Genomic DNA, 21,662 nt, shown 5'->3' on the forward strand with positions numbered 1-21,662 from the left:
TATGAACGACACTATCGAATGCCTCGCCGACGGCACCTTGGTCTTTCTGCCGGAGCGGCTCAACCGGGATCCGGCGGTACTGCGCGGCTTGACCAATGATGAGATGTGGCTCGCCTTAGGTACCGGCGCAGTCCTTGGACTGATGCTGGGCGTCCCCCTGGCTATCGCCACTGCCTCGATTGCCGTGGCACCGACCGGCATGATCGCGGGCATGGCGCTGGTGCTCTTGGCCGGTGGCACGCTCCTGCGTCGGGCCAAACGGGCCCGCCCCGAGACCTGGTTATACCGCAAGCTCGAATGGGTCCTGGCCAGTCGCTGGCGCTTGGGCCGTGGGAGCTTGATCCTCCACTCCGGCGCCTGGACGGTTCGTCGCTCGCGTCGACTGTGCCCTGCCCTGTCCCGGTGGCAGCCATGAGCCGTTTTCGGAACAAGGTCGATGCCCAACAAGCGCATATCGTCAGCCTACGTCTGGCGGTAGGGGTTCTGGCACTGATCTGTGCCGGGCTCTGGTATGGCTGGCGTTCAGCACCGACCGACCTGACCGTGCATGTCCCCCCCGATTTACGCTCGGGCAGTACCCGCAAATGGTGGGATGTGCCCCCGGAAAATATCTATACCTTTGCCCTATACATCTTCGGCCAACTCAACCGCTGGCCTTCGGATGGCGAGCAGGACTATCGCCGTGCCATCTATAGCTTGCAGTCCTACCTGACACCCGCCTGCAAGACCTTCCTCGATGGCGACTACGAGTACCGCAAGGCCGCCGGCGAGCTGCGTCAGCGCGTGCGTGGGGTCTATGAAGTGCTCGGTCGCGGCTACAGCGAGGATCCGACCTTACGGGTCAAACAACTCGACCACGACAGCTGGCTGGTCAAACTCGACCTCAATGCCGATGAGTATTACGCCGCCGAACCGGTGAAACGTGTGGTGGTGCGTTATCCATTGCGCGTGGTGCGTTTTGACCTTGATCCCGAGCGCAACAAGTGGGGGTTGGCGCTGGATTGTTACCAGGGTACACCGCAAAAACTCTCCCTGCCCGGAGGTGAACCATGAAGCGAATGTTAGTGATCGGACCAGCCATGGTCTTGGCGATGTACGGGGGCCTGGCTCAGGCTATCGAGCTGATACGCTGGGAGCGCCTGCCTCTCGCCGTGCCGTTGGTGATCGATCAGGAACGGGTGGTCTTTATCGACGAGGCTGTTCGCGTCGGCCTGCCCTCAACGCTGACCGGTAAACTGCGTGTGCAATCCACTGGTGGCACGCTGTACCTGCGAGCGTCGGAAGCGATTGCACCGACCCGATTACAACTGCAATCGGTGGCGACGGGCGAGATCATCCTGCTAGATATCGCGACGACCCAGAATGACCAACCGCTAGAGCCCGTGCGGATCCTCAAAAACGCTGAGAGGCAAGTCAGCGAAGGTGAACCGAGCAGCGCCCGCGTTGCAGAACGCACGCCGATCCCGGTGGCCTTGACCCGCTATGCCGCACAAAGTCTGTACGCGCCGCTGCGCACCGTGGAGTCTCTGCCCGGCGTACGGCGGGTTCCGCTCAAGCGGCGCAGCACGCTGCCGACCCTGCTGCCGAGCGAAAACGTGTCCAGCACGCCCCTCGCCGCCTGGCGACTTGGGGATTACTGGGTGACGGCGGTGAAGCTGCGCAACCGGGGTGCCGAGACGGTGCAACTCGATCCGCGCCGGCTTCAGGCCCAGCTGTTTGGCGCGTCCTTCCAGCATGCCTTCCTCGGTCCGGTCGGCAGTGCGGAAGACACCACGGTCGCCTACCTCATCACCCGCGGCGCGGGCCTCGAACACGCCATTGTGTTGCCGCCACCCGCTACGCGAGGTGATGACAATGAAAGCTAATGCGCTGCTCAAGTGGCTGGTACCGGGTGCGCTGCTGGCCGTGGTGCTGATCATCCTGAAAACCTGGGTCGCGGGGGGGAGCACGCCCGCTCCGGAGAGTTCGGTTGATCAGGACAACCTCCAACTGTCCGCCGAACAAGCCAAGTCGCTCGGCATCGCGGGCGATACCCCGCGCGACACGGTGGCCACCCTGGTCGGCCAGGTGAAAGCGATGCGCAGCGACATGCTCAGCCTGAAGAAGAACAATGACTCGTTGCAGACCGAAAACAACCGTCTGCGGGAACGAGAAAGCAGTGTCGACTCGCGTATCCAGGCCACTCTCGGCAGCGTGACCCAGCAGGTCGACGAAGGTCGCCGACAAGCCAACGACGCCCGACTCAAAGCGGAACAAGACAGCCGTCAGGCCCATGGTTTGCTGAGCCAACTGCAGACGCAGTTATCTGGGCTGACCAGCAAAGGCCAGGATCTACCGGTCGGGCTGGGGCTGCAGCCGGGCGATGGGGAGCAGTTCGACGGGCATCGTCCGGCCGGTGAGGCGATGCAGTGGATTGAACCCTCGGATACGCTGCCCGCCGACACCAATAACAAAGGCAAAACAACCTCCGCGCTGAATCTGCCCAGCGCCTTTAACGCGCTGGGAGGCCTGAAGGACAGCACCATCGATCGCAGCCAGAAACAGTTGCGCGCGGTCACTAAGGGTGAGCGTGACCTGGCACGTTCCGTCGAGCGTAACGAAGGTGCAAAACCGATCTACACCATTCCCGAGAACGCTACATTGATGGGTTCGGTCGCCATGACCGCGCTGATCGGCCGGGTCCCGGTGGACGGCACGGTAAATGACCCCTACCCCTTCAAGGTGCTGGTCGGCCCCGAGAACCTGACCGCCAACGGCATCGACCTGCCGGAGGTAGCCGGTGCCGTGATGAGTGGCACGGCGTCCGGTGACTGGACGCTGTCCTGCGTACGCGGGCAAGTCGAGTCGATCACCTTTGTCTTCACCGACGGTACCATCCGCACCGTGCCGCAGCCACAGGCGGTGGCCGGTCGCAATGCCTCCTCCACCCAGAGCACGAACACCGACAAAATCCGCGGAGGGCTCGGCTATCTGTCCGATCCGTATGGCATCCCGTGCATTGCCGGCGAACGCCGCTCAAATGCCCAGCAGTACCTCGGCAGTCAGAGCCTGATCACCGCCGCCGGTGCGGGGGTCGCTACCCTGCTCGGGAATGAGCGAAACAACACCAGCGTGATCAATTCGGGCGGCAGTACGCTCGGAGTCACCAGCAGCACGGGGAACAGTGCGCTGAATTCCATCCTCAGTGGTGGCGTCAGTGATATGCGCGAGTGGGTCAAAAAACTCTATGGCGAGGCCTTCGCCGCGGTTTACGTCCCCCCCGCCGCTCAGGTCGCCCTGCACCTCGACCATGAAATCACCATTGACTACGAGCCCAACGGCCGGAGCGTTCGCCATGAACCACCACATGCCTCCCTGCCTGATTTGGATTAGTCTGTTCTGCGTGGTCCTGGTCGGGTGTTCCACCGACAAGGAGACGCTACTGCCCCATGGCGAGCAGACCATGCTCGACATTTGGAATGGCGCCGGCTCACAGGGCACGCAGCAGCAACTGCTGGAGGCCCGGCAGCAATTACGCCGCCCGCTGACTCAGGTGGAGCTTTCTGCAACCGTGCAGGAGCCTTACACCCGTACGGCTGAAAGCGAGATTCGTAGTCTGTTTCCTCGCCTGCCGAACCCCGATCTGCTGCTGTACGTCTATCCGCATTTGAGTGGCACCGAGCAGGCGCCGGTTCCGGGGTACTCGACGGTGTTTCCGTTCTACCAGCGCGTGCAATACGCGTTGCCCGGTGAACGTCAGGAAGACTTGTAATGTGCAGCGACGAAGCGGACAACCGCGCTCATAGGTGGAAAGCCTGGCGTAACCCCTTGCGTCCTCGCGCTACCGTGGCAGATGAAGCCGCGCTCTACGCACACAACCCCAGCTTCACCGATCATTTGCCCTGGATTGAATACCTCCATACCGAGCAGTGCTTTCTGCTGGATGACAATCGCTCGGTGGGTGCAGTGTTCGAATTGCTGCCTATCGGCACCGAAGGGCGCGAACCCGATTGGCTAATGGCAGCCCGCGACGCCCTCGAAGATGCCCTGCAGGACAGTTTTGACGAACGGGATCAGGCGCCGTGGGTGGCGCAGTTTTTCTGTCAGGACGACCATGACTTCACCCCCTACCTGAACCGGCTCACGGACTATATTCGGGACAGCGCACGCGGCACGGTCTTCACCGAGGCCTACCTAGAACTCAGCCGCCGCCATCTGCAGGCCATCGCCAAACCCGGTGGTCTATTCGAGGATAAAGTGGTCACGCGCCTGCCCTGGCTCGGCAATAACCGGCGGGTGCGGCTGGTGGTCTATCGCTGGCTCGAGTCGGACGCTGAGGAGACGGGGCTCACGTCGGTGCAATCCCTGCAACAGGCCTGCGAACGGATCGGCGCCTCCCTGCAGGCCTGCGGGGTACAAACGGTGCGAGTCGACGGTCGGGGTCTGTATGCCTGGTTGCTGCCGTGGTTCAACCCGGGGCCCAGGCTCACCGATGAGGCGCCCGAGGCGTTCTACCAACGTGTGGCCTACCCGGAATCGGGCGACGGCGAGTCGCTGGAACTGCCCTTCGATCACGATTTCGCCGAGCGGCTGTTCTTCAATGAGCCGCGTTCGGATGCCCAGCGCGGACTCTGGTATTTCGACGATCAGCCCCACCGGGTGATGGTGGTGGATAAATTGCGCCGCGCACCGTTGATTGGCCAACTCACGGGCGAAACCCGCAAGGGCGATGCGGTGAACGCGCTGTTCGACCAGTTGCCAGAAGGTACGGTGATGAGCCTGACCCTGGTGGTCAAACCACAGGATGTCCTGGAGGATCAGTTGAGCCGGTTGGCCCGAAAAGCCATCGGTGAAAACCTGGCCTCGACCCAGACCCGCCAGGATGTCGAAGAGGCCCGGACGATCATCGGCCGCCAGCACAAGCTGTACCGGGGTACGTTGGCGTTCTACCTACGCGGTCACGACGAACCGCAATTGCACCAGCGCTCGGTCAGCCTGGCCAACGCACTGCTGGGCGCGGGGCTGCAGCCTGTACGTGACGGGGATGAGGTCGCCGCCTGTAACAGCTACCTGCGCTGGCTGCCAATGGCCTACAACCCCGCGCGTGATAAACGCCACTGGTACACTCGCCTGATGTTTGCCCAGCACCTGGCAAACCTGGCGCCGGTCTGGGGCCGCAGCACGGGTACCGGCCATCCGGGCATCACCCTGTTCAATCGAGGCGGGGCGCCGCTGAGCTTCGACCCGCTGTCCCGCCTGGACCGGGCTATGAACGGCCACCTGCTGTTGTTCGGCCCGACCGGTGCTGGGAAGTCGGCCACTCTGGTCAGCCTGCTGATGCAGGTCATGGCCGTGTACCGCCCTCGCCTGTTTATTGTCGAGGCTGGCAACTCATTCGGCTTGCAAGGCGACTACTTTTCCACGCAAGGCCTGTCGGTCAACAAAGTCCAATTGAAACCTGGCGCCGCGGTGAGCCTCGCGCCCTTTGCCGATGCCTGGCGTCTGGTCGAGCAACCGGATCAGGTGGCGAGTCTGTCGGTCGACGAGTTGGACGATGAGGCAGCCAGCAATCGCGAAGACCAGCGCGATGTGCTCGGCGAATTGGAAATCACTGCCCGCCTGATGATCACGGGCGGCGAAGCCAAGGAAGACGCTCGCCTGAGTCGAGCCGATCGTAGCTTGATCCGCGAGTGCATTCTCGATGCCGCACAGGGCTGCGTCGCCGCGGGCCGGCAGGTACTGACCCGCGACGTACGCAACGCCTTGCTAGGGGTCGCGGCCGATCCGCATCTACCGGAGAAGCGTCGCGAACGCGCCCAGGAAATGGGCGAGTCCATCGACCTGTTCTGCCAAGGTTTCGAGGGCGAACTGTTTGATCGCGTGGGTACACCCTGGCCCGAGAGCGATGTGACCATTGTTGATCTCGCCACTTACGCCCGTGAAGGTTACGAAGCCCAGCTGTCCATCAGCTACATCAGCTTGATGAACACAGTGAACAACCTCGCCGAGCGCGATCAGTACCTGGGCCGGCCCATCATCATGGTCACCGACGAAGGCCACATCATCACCAAAAACCCGTTGCTGGCGCCATTCGTGGTCAAGGGCACGAAGATGTGGCGCAAGCTCGGCGCCTGGTTCTGGTTGGCCACGCAAAATCTGGCCGACTTCCCGAATGCCGCGCAGACCATGCTCAACATGATCGAGTGGTGGATTTGTTTGAATATGCCGCCCGCGGAGATCGAGGAGATCGCACGGTTCAAAAAACTCACGCCGGCGCAGAAAGCCTTGTTGCTCTCCGCCAGCAAGGAGCCAGGCAAATACACCGAAGGCGTGGTGCTGTCGAAGAAGGTTGAAACCCTGTTCCGGGTGGTTCCACCCAGCCTCTACCTAGCCTTAGCCATGACCGAGCCCGAGGAAAAGGCTGAGCGCTGGACCCTGATGCAGGAAAACGGTTGCTCGGAGTTGGACGCGGCCTATCAGGTCGCGGAACGGATCGATCGCACCCGAGGCATAGATCCAACATAGGAAGGTTTATTCAGGCGTCTCGCCGTTGAACCTGAACAACGGACTATTGCCGTACGCCCCGCAGCCGTTGCTGAATCCTCAACAGAAAACCGGCTTCAAAAGCATCCTGGCAATCACCCTGAGGAAAAGTCTTGCGGGCTTGCGTTAACTCCCACCACAGCGGAATCTCATCGGTTGTATCAAGCCAAGCTTGGGCACATTGCACGCCACGCTCGATCATCGGTGCAAATTCGCGGCCCCACGGAGTCAGAATGCTTGAGCAACCGTCTGCAGCCGGGATTGAAATGTAGTTTTCGTCCATACCCACCCTAATATTTCTAATTTATTGTTAAACGCCGAACCCAGCCTCGACATCTTTAAGGAACCAAATGAACGCTCGATAACAGGCATCAGCATCAAATAGCCTAGCTCAATGCAAATGTAGACTATATCCCGTGGATTGAGAGTCCCTCAAGGCGCAATTTGCGCGCATGGCTCAAGACTACGAACAGCTTCGCCTGCAACTGGCGGAGAACATCCGCTTGATGCGGCGCGTGAAAAACCTGACCCAAGAGCAGCTGGCGCTCATGGCCGAGGTGGACCGTACCTACGTCAGTCAAATCGAACGGTGCACGGGCAATCCGTCACTGCTGGTCCTGTGCAAGCTCGCCAATATTTTTGAAATAACCGCAGATCAGCTACTTACAGAACCCGATATCCTTCGCCGCGCCCTTCACGTCAAATAATAGTCTCACATCTCACAAATCCGATAGATCCACCTTCATTTTTTCCACTGACAGTCTTCAGCCCGTAACCGAACCTGCCCAGGCCATACACCGAGAGCCTGGATCATGCCTGCTGCCTGCTCGTCAATCACGTCCCTAAAGCTTCGGCCCTTGGCGCTGAGCATCCTGCTGGCGTGCGGCCCAAGCATGGCGCTGGATACCGGCAGCATCACGTCCTCTGTGTTGTCGCCAAATTGCCTCGCATACCGGGTCGTCGGCATTTGTTTCTGGCTTCTTTGCACGCCCTTCGGCTGCAAAGTCAAAACCTCGACCAAGGTTCGTCATTTCATTCCTGAACTGGTGGTCTCGAGCTACGCCACCACGGGCAATAGCCCCTGGACCGAGATGGCTGCCCTCTCTAGCCCGATTAGCGGCGCGGAGGGCGGCGGCAACCTAATCACCCCCAACACCCGACGTTACAACCTGCCCCGTTTCAAAAATGTCGATGGCATCGGCCACCCCGGTGGCTCGGCCGCTACACAGTTGGCGGCGCAATCCGGCTATGCCTGCGCCAGCGGCGCAACCGCGTTCAAGCCTTACTACCTGAGCACCCTGGACACACTGGCCTGGCGCCATGGCATCCCGGAAAGTGTCTATCCCGAAGCCCTCATACCGGGGATCCGTGAAATCGGTAGTCAGACGTCGGGAAACATGTGGGGCAACGTCTATCCCCGCCAGGGTTTTCTGGTACAACCCGACGATTTCAAGGCAGCCGCAGTCATGGCGCAACGGGCCGGCGATGTGATTACCCGTAACGGGCAGCCGCATGTGTACTTACCGCTCACGCCCGCGCAACGCGACGGCTACTGGCCGCCTGGCCCGATCGTTGAAAACGATGCTTCAACCCACAAATGGCAATTGCTCTACCCCCAGATTCAGCCCACCTGCGCCCTCTTCCCCAGCGATCCGCTACAGAGCGCGGATGGCGGCTACGCCTGGTCGTTGTGGCGTCCCTATAGCTGCTGCAAACGTGAGGGGCAGACCTTCCTATTCAGCATCGATTTCGAAGGAGGTGCGTCATGAGTCAGTTTTTCACGCGACCATGGTTGGGGGGGATGCGTCTGTTGCTCTGCGGGTTGTTGGTGATGGCTATGCATGCCCGTGCCGCCGAGGACGATTACCGTCTGGGCACTCAAGGCGATGTACTCGATGACCGGGTGATGTACACCATCGGTGGCGGCTCGGCGGTGGGCTCACCGAGCTCGTTCTACCGCCCCAGCGGACTCGGGGTCGGCGGGTCCTGGCGAGCGAACCTGATGTGCGGAAACATGAGCCTCAATAATACCCTGCAAAACCAGTTGAACGGCGTCACCGAGGGTTTCCAGCAGATCATGGGGAGTATTGTGCAGAACGCGACCCAAGCCGTGATGTCGCTGCCGGCGTTGATCATCCAACGTGCCAACCCTGGCCTCTATGAGTTGCTCAGCAACGGCGTGATGCAAGGGCGTATCGACTTCGATCGCTCCAAGCTAACCTGCCAAGCCATGGCCGACAAGATGGCGGACAAAGTCGGTCAAGCCGGCTGGGGCGCGCTGGCCAAGAACCAGGAGATGCAGGGCAATCTGGAGAAAACCGGCGGTGATGCGGTGGCGGCGGTGAAAAACACCGAGACCCATAACGGCAACAAAGGCGTCTCCTGGGTCGGCGGCTCAAGGGCCGGAGGTAACGGGCAGACACCCATTCGTTTGACCGCCGACGTGGTGCGCGCCGGCTATAACCTGCTGCATAACCGTACGGTGGATGACAGTGCTTCGATCAGTAGCCACGACTGCCAGGGCGGCGCCATTTGCCAGACCTGGGCGTCGCCCCAGGAACAGTCCGAGTGGGCCGTCCGCGTACTGGGCGAGACTGAAGTGGCGACCTGCGACAGCTGCGAAACCCTGCGGGCGACCGCCGGCAGCGGATTGACACCGCTGATTCAGGAGGCCTACAGCGAGCGGCTGAAAGCCTTGCAACAGCTGCTGTCGGGCTCACTCCCGACTAACCCTGACAACTTGGTCAAAGCCTCCAGTCCGATGCTGCCGGTCACCCGCCGAGTCATCGAAGCCCTGCGTGACGATCCCGACCAGGATCTGCTGGCACGGCGCTTGGCCAGCGAGACAGCCTTGTCCAGCGTGCTCGACAAAGCCCTCTTACTGCTACGCACCCTGCTGGCCGGCAGTCATGAACCAAACATCGCTTCCGCCGAGCCCGCCCAAACCGCCTTGACGAAAAATATCGACGCCCTGGAGCGTGAAATCCGCCTGCTGCAAACCGAGCTGCAGGTCCGGCAAATGCTGACCACCAACACCGCCAGCTTGGTACTCGATCGGCATGCCGGGGGTGCCGATGCCTCGCGCACCATTGAGCAAGGCGACCCCGAGCCAGGTCGACTCAATCACGCCGGTACCGGCGCGCCAGTGACGCCATGAACCGCTCACGGCTGTTCACGTTGCTTTCGGCGTTGGGAGTTGCCGCGGTGATGCTCCTGGTCGCCGCACTGCTCACACAGCTCGGCAGCACGGCGCTGGGCAGCGTTGAGGTCTGGCAGCAGGCGCTCGAATCGGCACGGCCTTATCTGCGGGTATGGCGGGGCCTGCTCTACAGCATGCTGTTTGCGCTCTGGTGGGATCTGCTTCGCCGCTACCGCCAGCAGCCACTGGATCGACTTCGCGTACAGCGCGTCGGCGCCATGGGGCTCGTGCTCTTTACCTTCGTCGAACTCTCCCGATTGTGAGGTCACCGCTATGCTCATGAGCACCAACAGCTACTTGGAGTTTTACCTCTCCTTGCTGGCCTGGATCATCAACAACGGTATCTGGAGCGTCTTGTCCGACACCGGACTGTTCGCCGCGCCCTTCAGCGCCATCATCCTGCAAGAATGGCTGGCAGCCCGTCAGCAAGGCGCGGACGAAGGCAACAAGGGACTGTTTTCGGTGCCACGAATCGAGAACCGGTTGTGGCTGGCCTACATCGTCGTGTTGTTCGGCTGTGCGCCGGCCTCTCCCTTGAGCCTCGCCTCCATGACGCTCGACGCGGCGGCCAGCCAGCGCTGCGGCATTAGCGCTGCCAAGCCGGCGGAAACCGCCTGGGGCGCCACCTTTAACACCATCGGTGAACGCTCCGCCAACGTGCCGGTCTGGTGGTTTCTGGTGCATGCTGTGAGCAAAGGCGTGACCGCGGCGGCCACCGCCGCCATCCCCTGCGCCCCAGATATCCGGCAGATGCGCATGGAGATCGACAGCTCACGGATTGACAGCCAGGTGCTGCTGCAGGAAGTCGCCGACTTCACCCGCGACTGCTACGGCTATTCCCGCTCTCGGCTGTTCACCAACCGCCCACAACTGGGCAAGGCGCAAAGTCATGAGGCGTCCTGGATCGGCTCAAGCTATTTTCTCGACACGCCCGGCTACTACGACACCGATCGCTCACGTACACCGCGAGTCAGTTGGCCGTATGACGACAACCGCGATGTGTCCTTGCCGCGGCTGGAGAATGGCGCGGGCTACCCCACCTGCAAGCAGTGGTGGAGCGATAGCGGGGGCGGATTACGCGAGCGCTTGATCAAAGAGGTCGATCCTTCGTTGCTGACTCAGCTAAAAGGCTGGCTGACTGGCCGCTCGAACAACGAGATCGAGGATGCCACCCTGCGTGAACTGGTCAGCCCGCGCCAGCAGTCTAGGTCCATGTCGCCCGGACAGGTGTTTCAGGACTATGGCTCCAGCGCCCGCGGCGGTTCGATCAATCAGGGGCTCAACAACCTGGCCACCAACACCGGGTTGGCCCTGGGTTCCTTCAGCAACTTTCCGGCACTGAATGCACTGCGCGCCGCCCTGCCGATGGTGCAGGCGTTCCTGATCATGGGCGTCATCATCAGCTTGCCGCTGGTTCTGTTGGTCAGTACCTACCAGTTGAAAACCGTTATGACGGTGACCTTCGCGCTGTTCACCTTGCACATGATGACCTTCTGGTGGGAGCTGGCACGCTGGGTCGACTCCAGCATGCTCGATACCCTGTACCACCAGGTTTCGGCGTCCGACAAGGTGTTGTTGTCGCTGCCGACATCCGGCGTCATGGATGGAACGATCACAGCTCAGGTGATTGAGTATGTGATGGGGGCGATGTTCATCGTGCTGCCGATGTTGTTTCTGGGGGCAATGAGCTGGGCCGGGTATTCAGTCGGCAATGGGATTCAAGGCATGTTGGCGAACGGTAGCAAAACAGCAAGTGACTCAGCGAGCAAAGGTACAGATCAAATATTGGGTGCTGCTAAGCGCTCAATTAGATGACTTGCAGTCGCCTATATAATGCCCGTTGTCGTCGAAGTCACCGATGTAGAGGTCAGCACCTAGATAGTCTGGCCCTGGATTTTTCTCTTGTTGATCGGCACCAATAAAAGCCCTGAGCCATAGCAAAGTAATGACAGCCAGCATCATCACAATGAAAGTAACCAGCCAAGCACTGACAAAGAGCAATCCTCCGATCAATGCCAGTTTGGCAACCAGAAAGCTTCCGCAAACAATGCCTTTACCTGCGGGTATACCTGCCGACACCGCACGCTCGGCCACGCGAGACTCGAACGTTTTTAACCTACGATAACCACGCTTTACCGACATGCCACAGGCGTACGCCCAGCGGTGGGCACGTGACTTCTGAACAGGTTGCTGAGTCGGCATGGCCTCGCCCTCTTCTGAGCGTTTTCATGGTTGATACAGGATAACAGCCTACTACTGAAAACGGCCCGTATCTGACCGTTTATCAGTTTTCCCAGCCGAAATATCTTCACTGGAAGACAGAAGACAAACCCCGTGAAACAGCGTCTCTACAGTGGTTGACCCATATAAATCGTCCGGCTAAATACTAGGTACGGATCGCTGCGACCGACAGCACCCTACCCAGATAGTCAGGACCTTCAAGACTATGTCACTTCGGTGATGGTTGTCCCCAAGTGCGATTAGCGTTCGGTAGCTCGCACGGTGACCGTTTCTACGGTGATGAACGCCTACTGCTCTCCTGAGCGCCTTTCGAGCTCTGCTCGCCAGGCAAACCTTCTTGTTTTTCTTCAACCCACTGCGGGGAAATTCTTCCTCCACGGGACAGGTTTCTTCGTGCTTTCAACGGAGGCAAACCATGTCCAACTCACTTACACCGGAAGCTCTGAACACCCTTCGGTTGCCCATTGTGTTCACTCCTGGCGCGTGGCAACGCGCAGTACTACTCGAGCGCTCAGGTCATCCTGAGAAGCTGCAGGTCGATCGGCTGAGCGACGTATTGCTCGCAGCCTTCGAAGCCCACCTAGCCTATCCACACGAGCCCTATGTGCTATTCGATGTAGTCCACATTGAACCAACAGATCACTTAGCCCACGACCCGTTGCTGCGATTGAGTCTCAGCCTACTCCAAGAACCAGGTCAGCCTGGCGCCTTGCTGATAGCGCTTGCAGGAGAACATCAACGCTAAACGCATACGGCCGTACTCGGCACTCAGATCCACACTCAGACGGCATGCAAGTCCTGCATCAATCCAACCCACCACCCACCGGGGAACCCTCCCCGACGGGCAAGGCGTTCCTCCGTTTTCTCTCGAGGAAAATGCCATGCGCGATATCTACCAAGACGTGACTGACAAGATCGTGACCGCTTTGGACCAAGGCGTTGCGCCCTGGATCAAACCCTGGTCCTCAAGTGGCTCAGCTTACATCGGTCATCAACCCTACCCCATCAATGCAATCACGCATCGTCCCTATTCGGGTATCAATTTACCGTTGCTCTGGGCCGAGGCCCGGTTGCAGGGATTCACGCAAGATCGTTGGCTGACCTTCAACCAAGCCAAAAAAGCCGGTGGGCACATCCGTAAGGGTGAGCACAGCACCCTGGCAGTTCTTTACAAGCCGATGGAACGCGAAGAACAGACTGAATCAGGCCAACCCGTTCTCGATGAGAATGGTGAGCCCAAGGTCGCTCACTTTGGCATTCTTCGGACGCATTTCCTGTTCAATATCGAGCAAACGGAGGAGCTCAGAGCCTTCAATGAAACCCTGATCGAAACGGAGCCTAGCGATCCTTTTCAGGCCAACAGCGCTGCAGAAAATCTGCTGTTACTGTCTGGTGCCAAGATCGTTCATCGATCTGCCGACCAAGCCTTTTACCACCCGCTCAGGGATTTCATCCAACTGCCCACAAAAGCCCAATTTCACGACGAATGCGGCTACTACGCCACCGCGTTGCATGAGCTGACGCACTGGACCGGACATGCCTCGCGTCTGCAACGCAAAGGGGTGGTTTCACCTAGCCCATTCGGTACGCCAGGTTATGCCTTCGAGGAACTGGTGGCTGAAATGGGGGCGGCATTCTTGTGCGCTCATTGCGGCATTCAGGGAGAGCTGCGCCATGAGGGTTACATTGAGTCCTGGCTCAGCCTGCTCAAGGCAGACAAGCGCGCGATCTTTCGGGCCAGTGGCCAAGCCCGAACGGCATCAGAGTATGTGTTCAACCTGGAGCGGCCATTGAAACCAGCGGTCTTGGATGACCCGCTGTGCATGAACGATGAAGCTTAACCGTGATCTCACCGCTACAACCGCTTCACAGGGCCCAACGCGAGTTGGGCCCTTTTTCTACCCTGAACCACAGAGGGCCTCGCGTTACGGGACCCTGACACAATGGGCAATAGATGGTCACGCGCTTGCGGTTAGCGGTTAGCGGTTAGTCATCCAAGTTCTGCGCCAGAAAATCCACCAGCTCGAGCGGGCTTTGGCTATCGATCACCTTGTAGATCAGATCGCGTTTACTGCGCGGCAACTTCTTGACCACGCTCTTCGCCGAGGCCCTGACGGCTTCGTCGGTCCCATGGATACGTGCCGCGAGCAGCAGCACGAGCGTGGCGTCAGTGAGGTTCATGGCAAGACCCAAAAAATATGCACCGCAGTGTACCGACTCTTTTCTTTTTCGTACCAGCCCCCCCAACAAAACGATGCGTTGCAGTATCGATATTCCGATTGCCGCACAAAGAGACACGAGCCAAAAGGACGGGTAAGGGTTGGAAGGGAATGGGGAGTCAAGGGTAAGAGCTCTATCCGAAAAGGCTAAAAGGCCACTGACCCAGCCACTTCCCGGAGGTCACGATGTTCAGTCTGTTTCGCCACAAAAAGCAGAAGCCCCCTCCGCCGCCGACCGTGAGCGTCGCCGAAGGCTACCTGCCCATCGAGTCCGCCCACACCCTGTTAGCCGCGGAGCACCGCCGCCAGTTGCTCGATCGCATCTGGCAGTACACCGCCCTCTCCCACGCGCAATTCAATCAGCTCTACTTGCAGCCGATCCAGCGCTACGCCGAACAGGTCCAGCAGCTCCCGGCCAGTGAAGCGCACCACCATGCGTATCTCGGCGGCATGCTCGACCATGGACTGGAACTGGTCGCTTGTAGTTTGAAACTGCGTCAGTCTTATCTGCTTCCGACCGGCGCCGCGCCCGAAGACCAAGCCGCCCAGACTGATGCCTGGTCCGCCGGAATCGCTTATGGTGCCCTGCTGCATGACATCGGCAAGATCGCCGTGGACCTGCGGGTCGAACGCCAGGATGGCTGTGTTTGGCATCCTTGGCAGGGTTCCTTGGATCAGCCCTACCGTTTTCGCTACCTCAAGGGTCGGGACTACCACCTGCACGGCGCCGCCGCCGGCTTGCTCTACACCCAGATTCTCGACCGGCCGATTCTCGATTGGCTCAGTGGATTTCCGTCGCTGTGGGCCAGCTTGCTGTATGTCCTAGCCGGTCAGTACGAGCATGCCGGCGTGCTGGGCGAGTTGGTCATTCAGGCCGACCGGGTCTCCACCGCACAGAACATCGGTGGCAACGCAAGCAAGGCGCAGCAAGCGCCGATTCATGCCCTGCAGCATCACTTGATCAGCGGACTGCGGCATCTGGTTCAACGCGAACTGAAACTCAACCAGCCGGGTGCCGCGGGTTGGTTGACTCAGGACGCTCTGTGGCTGGTCAGCAAGGTCGTCACCGACAAGTTGCGGGCGTATCTGCTGTCGCAGTCGATCGAGGGCATCCCCTCGTCCAATATCGCGGTGTTCGACGAGCTGCAATCCCATGGGCTGGTCGAGTCCACTCCGGAAGGCAAAGCCATCTGGAGCGCACTGGTGGCACAGGGCGATTGGCGGCAGAGTTTCACTTTTCTCCGGCTTCAACCGGCGTTGATTTGGGGGAGCGAAGATCGCCCCGAAGCTTTCAGCGGCACGGTGAACGTGGCCGTCGAGGACCAGTCGACTAACAAACCGGCATCACCAGTATCGTCCGAGGTTGTCAGCCCAAGCTCGACTCAAAGTCCATCGCAACCCGATCCACTGGCGATGGAGGATGCCGACTACCTCGGAACGTTGCTGGACATGTTCGAATCGGTGGAGCCCAGGACCAGTGAAGCACCATCAGAAAGAACTCTCGAAAGCTCAAATCCCCCTTCGGAGAACCCTGGCCAAGCTTTCTTGGATTGGGTCAAGGAAGGTATGCAGAGCCATAAGTTGATCATCAACGACAGCAAAGCGAAGGTGCACATAGTGAAGGGGGCTGTGTTTCTCGTGACCCCAGGCATTTTTCAACGCTATGTTCAGGAGTTTCCTGGGGTTGCCGATGAGCCAAACGAAAAACATGAAAACACATGGAGAAGCGTTCAAAGAAACTTTGAAAAATTGAAGGCACATCAAAAAAAACCTGAAGGCCTTAATATCTGGACCTGCGACGTGAGGGGACCGAGAAAAAATGGAACCCTTAAAGGTTATTTATTACACGACACATACTTAGCCATCGATCAAACTCTGGTGGACAATCCATTTTTGACACTAAGAGATTAAAAATTGCCCAACAACAAATGAGAAAACCTAAGGAAACTTATATGGACGCCTCCCGAAGCTCAATGGGGTAGTCATGCTGACGTATAGGTAGGAGCAGTCTTATATCCGGCCTGTTTGTGCAGGCCGACAAGCCTACTGGCCCTGATGGAATCCGCTGACGAGGCCCTCATCTGAAAATCGAGCTGATGGTGTGCCCATAGCTCATATTCCCTACCAGGTTTACCTCGTCACGGTCTGACCTATTTCGCCATCACGTATCTACCGCGTGCGCTCCTTGTGAAGCCTTTTGTCTATAAGCTTTTTCAATGCCCTACAGGGCATGCCGTAAAGAGTTCTGCGCGATATCGGGAGCCTTTGACCAGCACAGCCCAAACGGTTCTCGCGAGTTTATTGGCAACTGCGGCCACCACCACGTTATACGGTCGCCTGGCAAGCAAGCGCTCAACCCACTCAGACTTCTGCCCCCTGGCAATGATTGAGCGGGCACCATGCATAAACAGTGTTCGCAGATAGGTGTCACCGCGCTTGCTCAGCCCCAGTTGCCGAACTCGACCACCTGTGCCTGTCTGTCGAGGAACCAGTCCCACCCAAGCGGCAAACTGCCGACCGGAGCGAAAGGTTTTGGCATCGCCCAGCGAGGCAACTGCGGCTGTGGCCGTCAACAAGCCTACTCCGGGGATTTCTGCAATTTTTTGACAATCGAGACGCTCACGCATGCAGTGTTTCAAACGGAGTTCAATCGCTTGGATTTCTTCGTCCAGCCGGATTACCCGTGCCCACTGCTCGCGCAGACTTTCCAACAGCACATGGGGTACTTGATTTTCCGCATCGACGAAGGCGTTAGGCACCGCCTTGGTCAGCGGGGTGTAGCCTTCCGGCAACACAATCCCGAACTCATAGAACAAGCCGCGCAATGCATTGCTTTGCATAATGCGAAATTTCAGCAGTTGAGCGCGGATGCGGTGCAGCGAGAGGATGGCCTGCTGATCAGCTTGTTTGATTGCGACTTGGTGGGCGTCGGGCTGCTGCACTGCTGTCCATATCGCTTGGGCATCAGCCGCATCGGTCTTGTTCCTGAGTACGAATGGGCGTACCGAGCGAGGAGCCAGTAAGCGCACCTCATGCCCCAACTGCTGAAGCTGGCGCGCCCACCAGTGCGCACTGCCACAAGCCTCCATCGCTACCAAGTAGGGCTGACGCTCGGCGAAAAACGCCAAAACCTCTTCACGCCGCAGCTTGAAACGTTCGATTTTTCCGGAGCGCTGATCGACGGTATGCAGTTGGAAAACCTTCTTGGCGATGTCCATACCAATCACACTCTGTTTCATGGTGGATCCTCCTGTTAGAGGTGTTCTTGCTGTTCACACGCGTTACTTTGACACTTGTATATCGGGGCCGCGAGATCCGCTTGTCGTGCACAGTGCGGCGGTCGGCCCGCTGCCGGGGGGAGGCGTCCATACCATCTGAAAAAGACTTCCAAATCTGGTGAAATACGCCTGTCCCACGAACTGAACGGTTGAGCCCCGATGAAGCAAATGTCTTTCGCTGATGCCGAGTACGCAGGCAAACGTAAGCAGACCCGCCGTGAGCGTTTCCTGATTGAGATGGATCAGGTCGTGCCCTGGAAAGGCCTGATTGCGTTGATCGAGCCGCATTATCCGAAGGGTGAAGGCGGTCGTCCGGCGTATCCGTTGATGGCCATGCTGCGGGTTCATCTGATGCAAAACTGGTTCGGCTACAGCGACCCGGCGATGGAAGAGTCCCTCTGCGGATTCCACGACACTTGGACACTCAGCCCACGATCATTTGGACACTCGTTCCATGCTCACTTGGACACCTGATCCACGTCCACTTGGACAGGCAGTCGGAGCGCAGCGACGCAGGTTCGCATTGTTAGTCTGAAGTCCCCGTTGCCGTCAATTTTCGTCGAGCGCCTGCGCATCGATTCGCCCTTCAGTTCGATCCGGTAAGCGTTGTGCACCAGCCGGTCGAGGATCGCATCGCCCAAGGTCGGATCGCCGATCAGCGCATGCCATTTGTCCACCGGCATCTGGCTGGTCACCAGCGTCGAGCGATGCCCGTAGCGGTCGCCCAGCAGTTCCAGCATGTCGCGCCGTTGTTGAGCGGTAAACGGTGCCAGGCCCCAGTCGTCCAGTAATGTTGAGCTCAACATTACTGGACTTATGTTGCGCACCCCGTTATGTGGAGTAGCGACTTCCAGCCCGCCATTGGTCTGACTTTGGAGCGTCCGTACTCAACATAACTAGTCCCAGGGGTAGCGTGGATTTCTCCATCGAACGCAATGGAGGACATCATGCTCACTCGAATCTTCCCCAAGACACATCGGCGCTATATCGAGTCGCCCGTTGGCTGCTGGCTCGAAGGCTTTGCGGACTGGCTAATGTCCGTCGGCTACGCACGCAGTCCCACTTGCCACCATGTTCGCAGACTTAAACTGGTGCTTGAGCGCGTCGAATCGATCGCACCGGATGCCAATTTCTCGGTACACCGGCTCGATACGATATTCACTTCGGTCCGAACGCGACCTCGATACCGTGCTACCCGGCGTGCCTTTGAACGCTTCCTGGCTGCTCGCAGGCTTCTGACCGTAGAACCCGATGTCGATCGGTTTGCCCCGCTACTCAAGGCATACCGCCATCACCTTATTGAGGTTCGCGGCTTGGCGCCGCCGACGGTAAGCCAGCATATCTCGACCATTGCCGACTTTCTGACGCAGTCCGTGCCACACGAGGCGGCGCTTCTGGATCTGTCGGCGCTGGCCGTAGAACAGTTTGTCATTACCAAGGGCCAACTGATCAGGCGCCAGAGCCTGCAGCATTCCATCGCCAGATTGCGTGCCTTTCTCCGCTACTGCTTCGACCACGGCCATCTCCGGGAGCGCCTCTATACGATCGACACGCCGCGCACCTATCGCGGCGAAGCCCCGCCGCGTGCCCTTGCCTGGCATTTGGTGCAGCAACTATTGCAGTCAGTCGATCGCAACAGCAAAGCCGGCTGGCGCGACTACGCCATCCTGCACTTGATGGCTTACTACGGATTGCGGCCATCGGAGATCGTGGCGCTCACCGTGGCATCGATAGATTGGACAGCCCGAACGTTGCGTGTCGATCAGCGTAAGACCCGCTCGAATTTGATCCTGCCGCTATCCGATCCAACACTGCGCCTGCTCAAGCGGTATTTGCATTGCGGTCGGCCTGGCAGCACTCGGCCGGAATTGTTCCTGCGTGTAAGAACACCGCTGGCTCCGATACAGCATTATGCGGTCTGCGAACTCTACGAGAAGCGCGCGCGGCAAAGCGGACTGCCGCTCGATGGCAGCTCTTCCTATTGCCTGCGCCACGCTTTCGCCATGCGACTGCTTGAGCGCGGTGTGGGCGTCAAGGCGATCGGCGATTTGCTTGGGCATCGCTCGCTGGAAAGCACCTGCGTTTACCTTCGGCTGCAAACCGAGTCGTTACGTGACGTGGCACTACCCCTTCCATGCCGGCATGCTGCGCAGAAGGGAGACCACCATGTTCCCCACTGAGACCTCACTCGACTTGACCATTGCGCGCTATCTGCAACTTCGGCGATCGCTTGGTCGAGCTTATGGAAATGAAGAGCGTGTCCTCGCGTCGGTCCGCCAGTTTCTGGTGGCGGCGACATGTACGGATCTGGACTACGATCGCTTCCTTGGGTGGTGCAACACGCACGCCGGGCTTAGCGCCACGGGGCGACGCAAACGGCAGCGCATCGTGCGCAACTTTTGTCTGTATCGACAGCGCACCGAACCGCAGTGCTTTGTGCCCGACCCCAACCACTTTCCGCGACCCTGTCCCGCTGTTACTCCCGTCATCTTCGGTTCGAGCGAGGTCGCGAGTATGCTCGCGGCTGCCGAGCAATTGGGTCCGGTGCCCACCTCGCCTCTGCGGCCAGCGGTCCTGCAGCTGGCCGTCGTGCTCCTCTATACCGCAGGACTACGTCGCGGCGAACTGCTACGGCTGACCCTGGCCGATGCCGATTCGGCGAAAGGCGTATTGCATATCCGCGAATCGAAGTTCCACAAATCCCGCTTCGTTCCACTATCGCAGGACGCCCATCGTGAGCTGCGCGCCTATCTCAAGCAGCGGCTGGCGCCGCCCTTCAGCATCACGCCGAATTCTCCCTTGCTGTGCAACTGCGCCAGAGGCTTGCGCGGCTATACGGGGACAGGGATAAGAGGTGGCATACAAACGCTATTCCAAGCTGCAGATGTTCACAGTAGCGATGGCCGACGGCCGCGGATTCATGACTTTCGGCATAGCTTTGCCGTCCAGGCACTGCTGCGTTGGTATCGGCAAGGCGCCGATGTGCAATCCAACTTGCCGAAACTAGCGCTTTATATGGGGCACGTGTCGATCGTCTCTACCGCTTATTACCTGCGTTGGATGCCGGATATTGCGGCAGCGGCCAGTGATCGCTTCCAGACCCACTTCGGCCATTTGATTGCTGGAGGTGCGCCATGAAGCCCGCTCGGCCCAACTCGCTTGGCAATTGCATCACGCACTTCTTCCGGGAATATCTGCCCGAGCTCCGTGGCATGAGCCTGCACACGATTCGCAGTTATCGCGATGCCGTCGTGCTGTTCTTGCGATTTGCCTCGGCTCGCAGCAAACGGGGCGTCGAGGATTTGGAACTCGACGATTTTACGGCAGAGCAGGTCAGCCAATTCCTGACGCATTTGGAACAGGAGCGTCACAATGGTGTTGCGACGCGCAATGCACGGCTGGCGGCTATCCACACCTTTGCCCGATTCCTGGCCAGCGAACACCCGGAGCATCTAGCCGAGTTGCAGCGGGTGCTTGGGCTGCCATTCAAGCGCGGCGCCCGCAGCGCACCAATAGCGTATTTCGAGTCTGATGAAGTCGACGCAATGCTCAATAGCATTGATCGCACTACCGACTCGGGGCGGCGCGACTATGCGTTGTTTGCGCTGATGTTCAATACCGGTGCTCGCGTGCAGGAGGTACTCGATCTGCAGGTACGCGACGTGAGAACCGAGCCGCCGCACCAAGTACGTCTGCGTGGCAAGGGCGGGAAGATTCGTTTATGCCCCATCTGGCCGCATACCGCGGCGCTGCTGCGGGAACTGGCTCAGCAGTCGGCACAGACCATCGCGCCGGAGGCGTTTCTGTTCACCAACCACCACGGTGCCAAGCTCACGCGGTTCGGTGTTCGCTACCTACTCAAGAAATATGTGGCAGCGGGCACACCGGTGGCCAACACCATGCGAGAGAAGCGACTTCATCCGCATTCGCTTCGACACGCCACAGCGGTTCATTTGCTCAAGGCTGGCGTTGACTTCGCCACAATTAGCCAGTGGCTGGGCCATGCGACGCTGAACACGACCATGGTCTATGCCCGGGTGGATTTGGACATCAAACGCCAAGCGCTTGCCCAGGTGTTCCCCGACGTGTTGGCGTCGCCACGTGCCGGCCATCTGTCGCCGGCCGCGGTCGATGTGGTCGATTGGCTGAAACGGCTGTGAGTGGTTATGTGGAGTTTGGGCGGTTGGAGTCGGCGCAACGCGC

At 59.3% G+C, this 21,662-nt stretch carries 21 protein-coding genes and 2 pseudogenes; 18 read left to right on the forward strand and 5 right to left on the reverse strand.

Features of this window, described 5'->3' with window-relative positions:
• The first annotated feature begins 1 nt into the window (after position 1).
• Genes ACWHXD_RS19465 through ACWHXD_RS19490 form a run of 6 tightly spaced genes read left to right on the forward strand, consistent with a single transcriptional unit; the run spans position 2 to position 6,504 of the window.
• The gene (locus tag ACWHXD_RS19465) at positions 2 to 415 is read left to right on the forward strand and encodes a TIGR03750 family conjugal transfer protein (RefSeq protein WP_499084490.1); all 414 of its coding nucleotides are present in this window, start codon (positions 2 to 4) and stop codon (positions 413 to 415) included.
• Complete coding sequence (locus ACWHXD_RS19470) at positions 412 to 1,053, forward strand: PFL_4703 family integrating conjugative element protein (RefSeq protein WP_499084493.1); 642 nt, start codon at positions 412 to 414, stop codon at positions 1,051 to 1,053. Before ACWHXD_RS19465 ends, ACWHXD_RS19470 begins: the two co-directional genes overlap by 4 nt.
• Positions 1,050 to 1,865: a TIGR03749 family integrating conjugative element protein gene (locus ACWHXD_RS19475; protein WP_499084494.1), complete on the forward strand. Its 816-nt coding sequence runs from the start codon at positions 1,050 to 1,052 to the stop codon at positions 1,863 to 1,865. The genes ACWHXD_RS19470 and ACWHXD_RS19475 overlap by 4 nt, the downstream gene beginning before the upstream one ends.
• A complete protein-coding gene (locus ACWHXD_RS19480) occupies positions 1,855 to 3,372 on the forward strand; it encodes a TIGR03752 family integrating conjugative element protein (protein WP_499084495.1) in 1,518 nt (505 codons plus the stop codon). Before ACWHXD_RS19475 ends, ACWHXD_RS19480 begins: the two co-directional genes overlap by 11 nt.
• Positions 3,347 to 3,751 carry a TIGR03751 family conjugal transfer lipoprotein gene (locus ACWHXD_RS19485; protein WP_499084497.1) on the forward strand — a complete coding sequence of 135 codons (405 nt, stop codon included), beginning with the start codon at positions 3,347 to 3,349 and terminating at the stop codon, positions 3,749 to 3,751. Before ACWHXD_RS19480 ends, ACWHXD_RS19485 begins: the two co-directional genes overlap by 26 nt.
• Complete coding sequence (locus ACWHXD_RS19490; protein ID WP_499084498.1) at positions 3,751 to 6,504, forward strand: conjugative transfer ATPase; 2,754 nt, start codon at positions 3,751 to 3,753, stop codon at positions 6,502 to 6,504. Before ACWHXD_RS19485 ends, ACWHXD_RS19490 begins: the two co-directional genes overlap by 1 nt.
• Positions 6,505 to 6,547: 43 nt before the next feature.
• Here ACWHXD_RS19490 and ACWHXD_RS19495 read toward each other — a convergent pair whose 3' ends face one another.
• Positions 6,548 to 6,805, reverse strand: coding sequence for a LasR-specific antiactivator QslA (locus tag ACWHXD_RS19495; RefSeq protein WP_499084500.1), 258 nt, complete (start codon positions 6,803 to 6,805; stop codon positions 6,548 to 6,550).
• Positions 6,806 to 6,974: 169 nt separating this feature from the next.
• Between ACWHXD_RS19495 and ACWHXD_RS19500 the strand changes: the two genes are divergently transcribed.
• From ACWHXD_RS19500 to ACWHXD_RS19520, 5 genes are all read left to right on the forward strand, one after another.
• Positions 6,975 to 7,229 (forward strand): helix-turn-helix domain-containing protein, encoded by a 255-nt coding sequence (locus ACWHXD_RS19500; RefSeq protein WP_499084501.1) that lies wholly within the window; start codon positions 6,975 to 6,977, stop codon positions 7,227 to 7,229.
• Between the two features lie 105 nt (positions 7,230 to 7,334).
• A complete protein-coding gene (locus tag ACWHXD_RS19505; RefSeq protein ID WP_499084503.1) occupies positions 7,335 to 8,291 on the forward strand; it encodes a TIGR03756 family integrating conjugative element protein in 957 nt (318 codons plus the stop codon).
• 32 nt (positions 8,292 to 8,323) lie between these two features.
• Positions 8,324 to 9,679 (forward strand): integrating conjugative element protein, encoded by a 1,356-nt coding sequence (locus ACWHXD_RS19510; protein WP_499085068.1) that lies wholly within the window; start codon positions 8,324 to 8,326, stop codon positions 9,677 to 9,679.
• Positions 9,676 to 9,984, forward strand: a complete 309-nt coding sequence (locus ACWHXD_RS19515; protein ID WP_499084505.1) for a hypothetical protein — start codon at positions 9,676 to 9,678, stop codon at positions 9,982 to 9,984. Before ACWHXD_RS19510 ends, ACWHXD_RS19515 begins: the two co-directional genes overlap by 4 nt.
• Before the next feature lie 10 nt (positions 9,985 to 9,994).
• Positions 9,995 to 11,536: a conjugal transfer protein TraG N-terminal domain-containing protein gene (locus ACWHXD_RS19520; RefSeq protein ID WP_499084506.1), complete on the forward strand. Its 1,542-nt coding sequence runs from the start codon at positions 9,995 to 9,997 to the stop codon at positions 11,534 to 11,536.
• On the opposite strand, the gene ACWHXD_RS19525 is transcribed toward ACWHXD_RS19520, so the two are convergent.
• The gene (locus ACWHXD_RS19525; protein ID WP_499084507.1) at positions 11,525 to 11,923 is read right to left on the reverse strand and encodes a DUF3742 family protein; all 399 of its coding nucleotides are present in this window, start codon (positions 11,921 to 11,923) and stop codon (positions 11,525 to 11,527) included. The two genes, ACWHXD_RS19520 and ACWHXD_RS19525, sit on opposite strands and share 12 nt — an antisense overlap.
• A 454-nt stretch (positions 11,924 to 12,377) precedes the next feature.
• Here ACWHXD_RS19525 and ACWHXD_RS19530 point away from each other — a divergent pair, with 454 nt between their 5' ends.
• Together ACWHXD_RS19530 and ACWHXD_RS19535 are read left to right on the forward strand one after the other, a co-directional pair.
• Positions 12,378 to 12,707 carry a hypothetical protein gene (locus ACWHXD_RS19530; RefSeq protein ID WP_499084510.1) on the forward strand — a complete coding sequence of 110 codons (330 nt, stop codon included), beginning with the start codon at positions 12,378 to 12,380 and terminating at the stop codon, positions 12,705 to 12,707.
• Between the two features lie 136 nt (positions 12,708 to 12,843).
• A complete protein-coding gene (locus ACWHXD_RS19535) occupies positions 12,844 to 13,803 on the forward strand; it encodes an ArdC family protein (RefSeq protein WP_499084511.1) in 960 nt (319 codons plus the stop codon).
• Positions 13,804 to 13,948: 145 nt separating this feature from the next.
• On the opposite strand, the gene ACWHXD_RS19540 is transcribed toward ACWHXD_RS19535, so the two are convergent.
• A complete protein-coding gene (locus ACWHXD_RS19540) occupies positions 13,949 to 14,143 on the reverse strand; it encodes a DUF7740 domain-containing protein (RefSeq protein ID WP_499084512.1) in 195 nt (64 codons plus the stop codon).
• 224 nt (positions 14,144 to 14,367) lie between these two features.
• Between ACWHXD_RS19540 and mobH the strand changes: the two genes are divergently transcribed.
• Positions 14,368 to 16,092, forward strand: coding sequence for a MobH family relaxase (mobH, locus tag ACWHXD_RS19545; protein WP_499084515.1), 1,725 nt, complete (start codon positions 14,368 to 14,370; stop codon positions 16,090 to 16,092).
• Between the two features lie 302 nt (positions 16,093 to 16,394).
• Here mobH and ACWHXD_RS19550 read toward each other — a convergent pair whose 3' ends face one another.
• The gene (locus ACWHXD_RS19550; protein WP_141123344.1) at positions 16,395 to 17,420 is read right to left on the reverse strand and encodes an IS110 family RNA-guided transposase; all 1,026 of its coding nucleotides are present in this window, start codon (positions 17,418 to 17,420) and stop codon (positions 16,395 to 16,397) included.
• A gap of 198 nt (positions 17,421 to 17,618) precedes the next feature.
• On the opposite strand from ACWHXD_RS19550, the pseudogene ACWHXD_RS19555 reads away from it, so the two are divergent.
• Positions 17,619 to 17,858 (forward strand): annotated as a pseudogene (locus ACWHXD_RS19555) (transposase); the annotation flags it as partial.
• Between the two features lie 127 nt (positions 17,859 to 17,985).
• Here the strand turns inward: ACWHXD_RS19555 and ACWHXD_RS19560 are convergent.
• Positions 17,986 to 18,250 (reverse strand): annotated as a pseudogene (locus tag ACWHXD_RS19560) (ATP-binding protein); the annotation flags it as partial.
• 156 nt (positions 18,251 to 18,406) lie between these two features.
• Between ACWHXD_RS19560 and ACWHXD_RS19565 the strand changes: the two are divergent.
• From ACWHXD_RS19565 to ACWHXD_RS19575, 3 genes are read left to right on the forward strand one after another with little or no spacing between them, the layout of a single operon-like run.
• A complete protein-coding gene (locus tag ACWHXD_RS19565; protein ID WP_499084517.1) occupies positions 18,407 to 19,639 on the forward strand; it encodes a site-specific integrase in 1,233 nt (410 codons plus the stop codon).
• Positions 19,626 to 20,597, forward strand: a complete 972-nt coding sequence (locus ACWHXD_RS19570) for a tyrosine-type recombinase/integrase (protein ID WP_499084520.1) — start codon at positions 19,626 to 19,628, stop codon at positions 20,595 to 20,597. The genes ACWHXD_RS19565 and ACWHXD_RS19570 overlap by 14 nt, the downstream gene beginning before the upstream one ends.
• Positions 20,594 to 21,619 carry a tyrosine-type recombinase/integrase gene (locus ACWHXD_RS19575; protein WP_499084521.1) on the forward strand — a complete coding sequence of 342 codons (1,026 nt, stop codon included), beginning with the start codon at positions 20,594 to 20,596 and terminating at the stop codon, positions 21,617 to 21,619. The genes ACWHXD_RS19570 and ACWHXD_RS19575 overlap by 4 nt, the downstream gene beginning before the upstream one ends.
• Positions 21,620 to 21,662: the final 43 nt, after the last annotated feature.

The sequence above is a fragment of the Pseudomonas fjordensis genome (genome assembly GCF_976987115.1).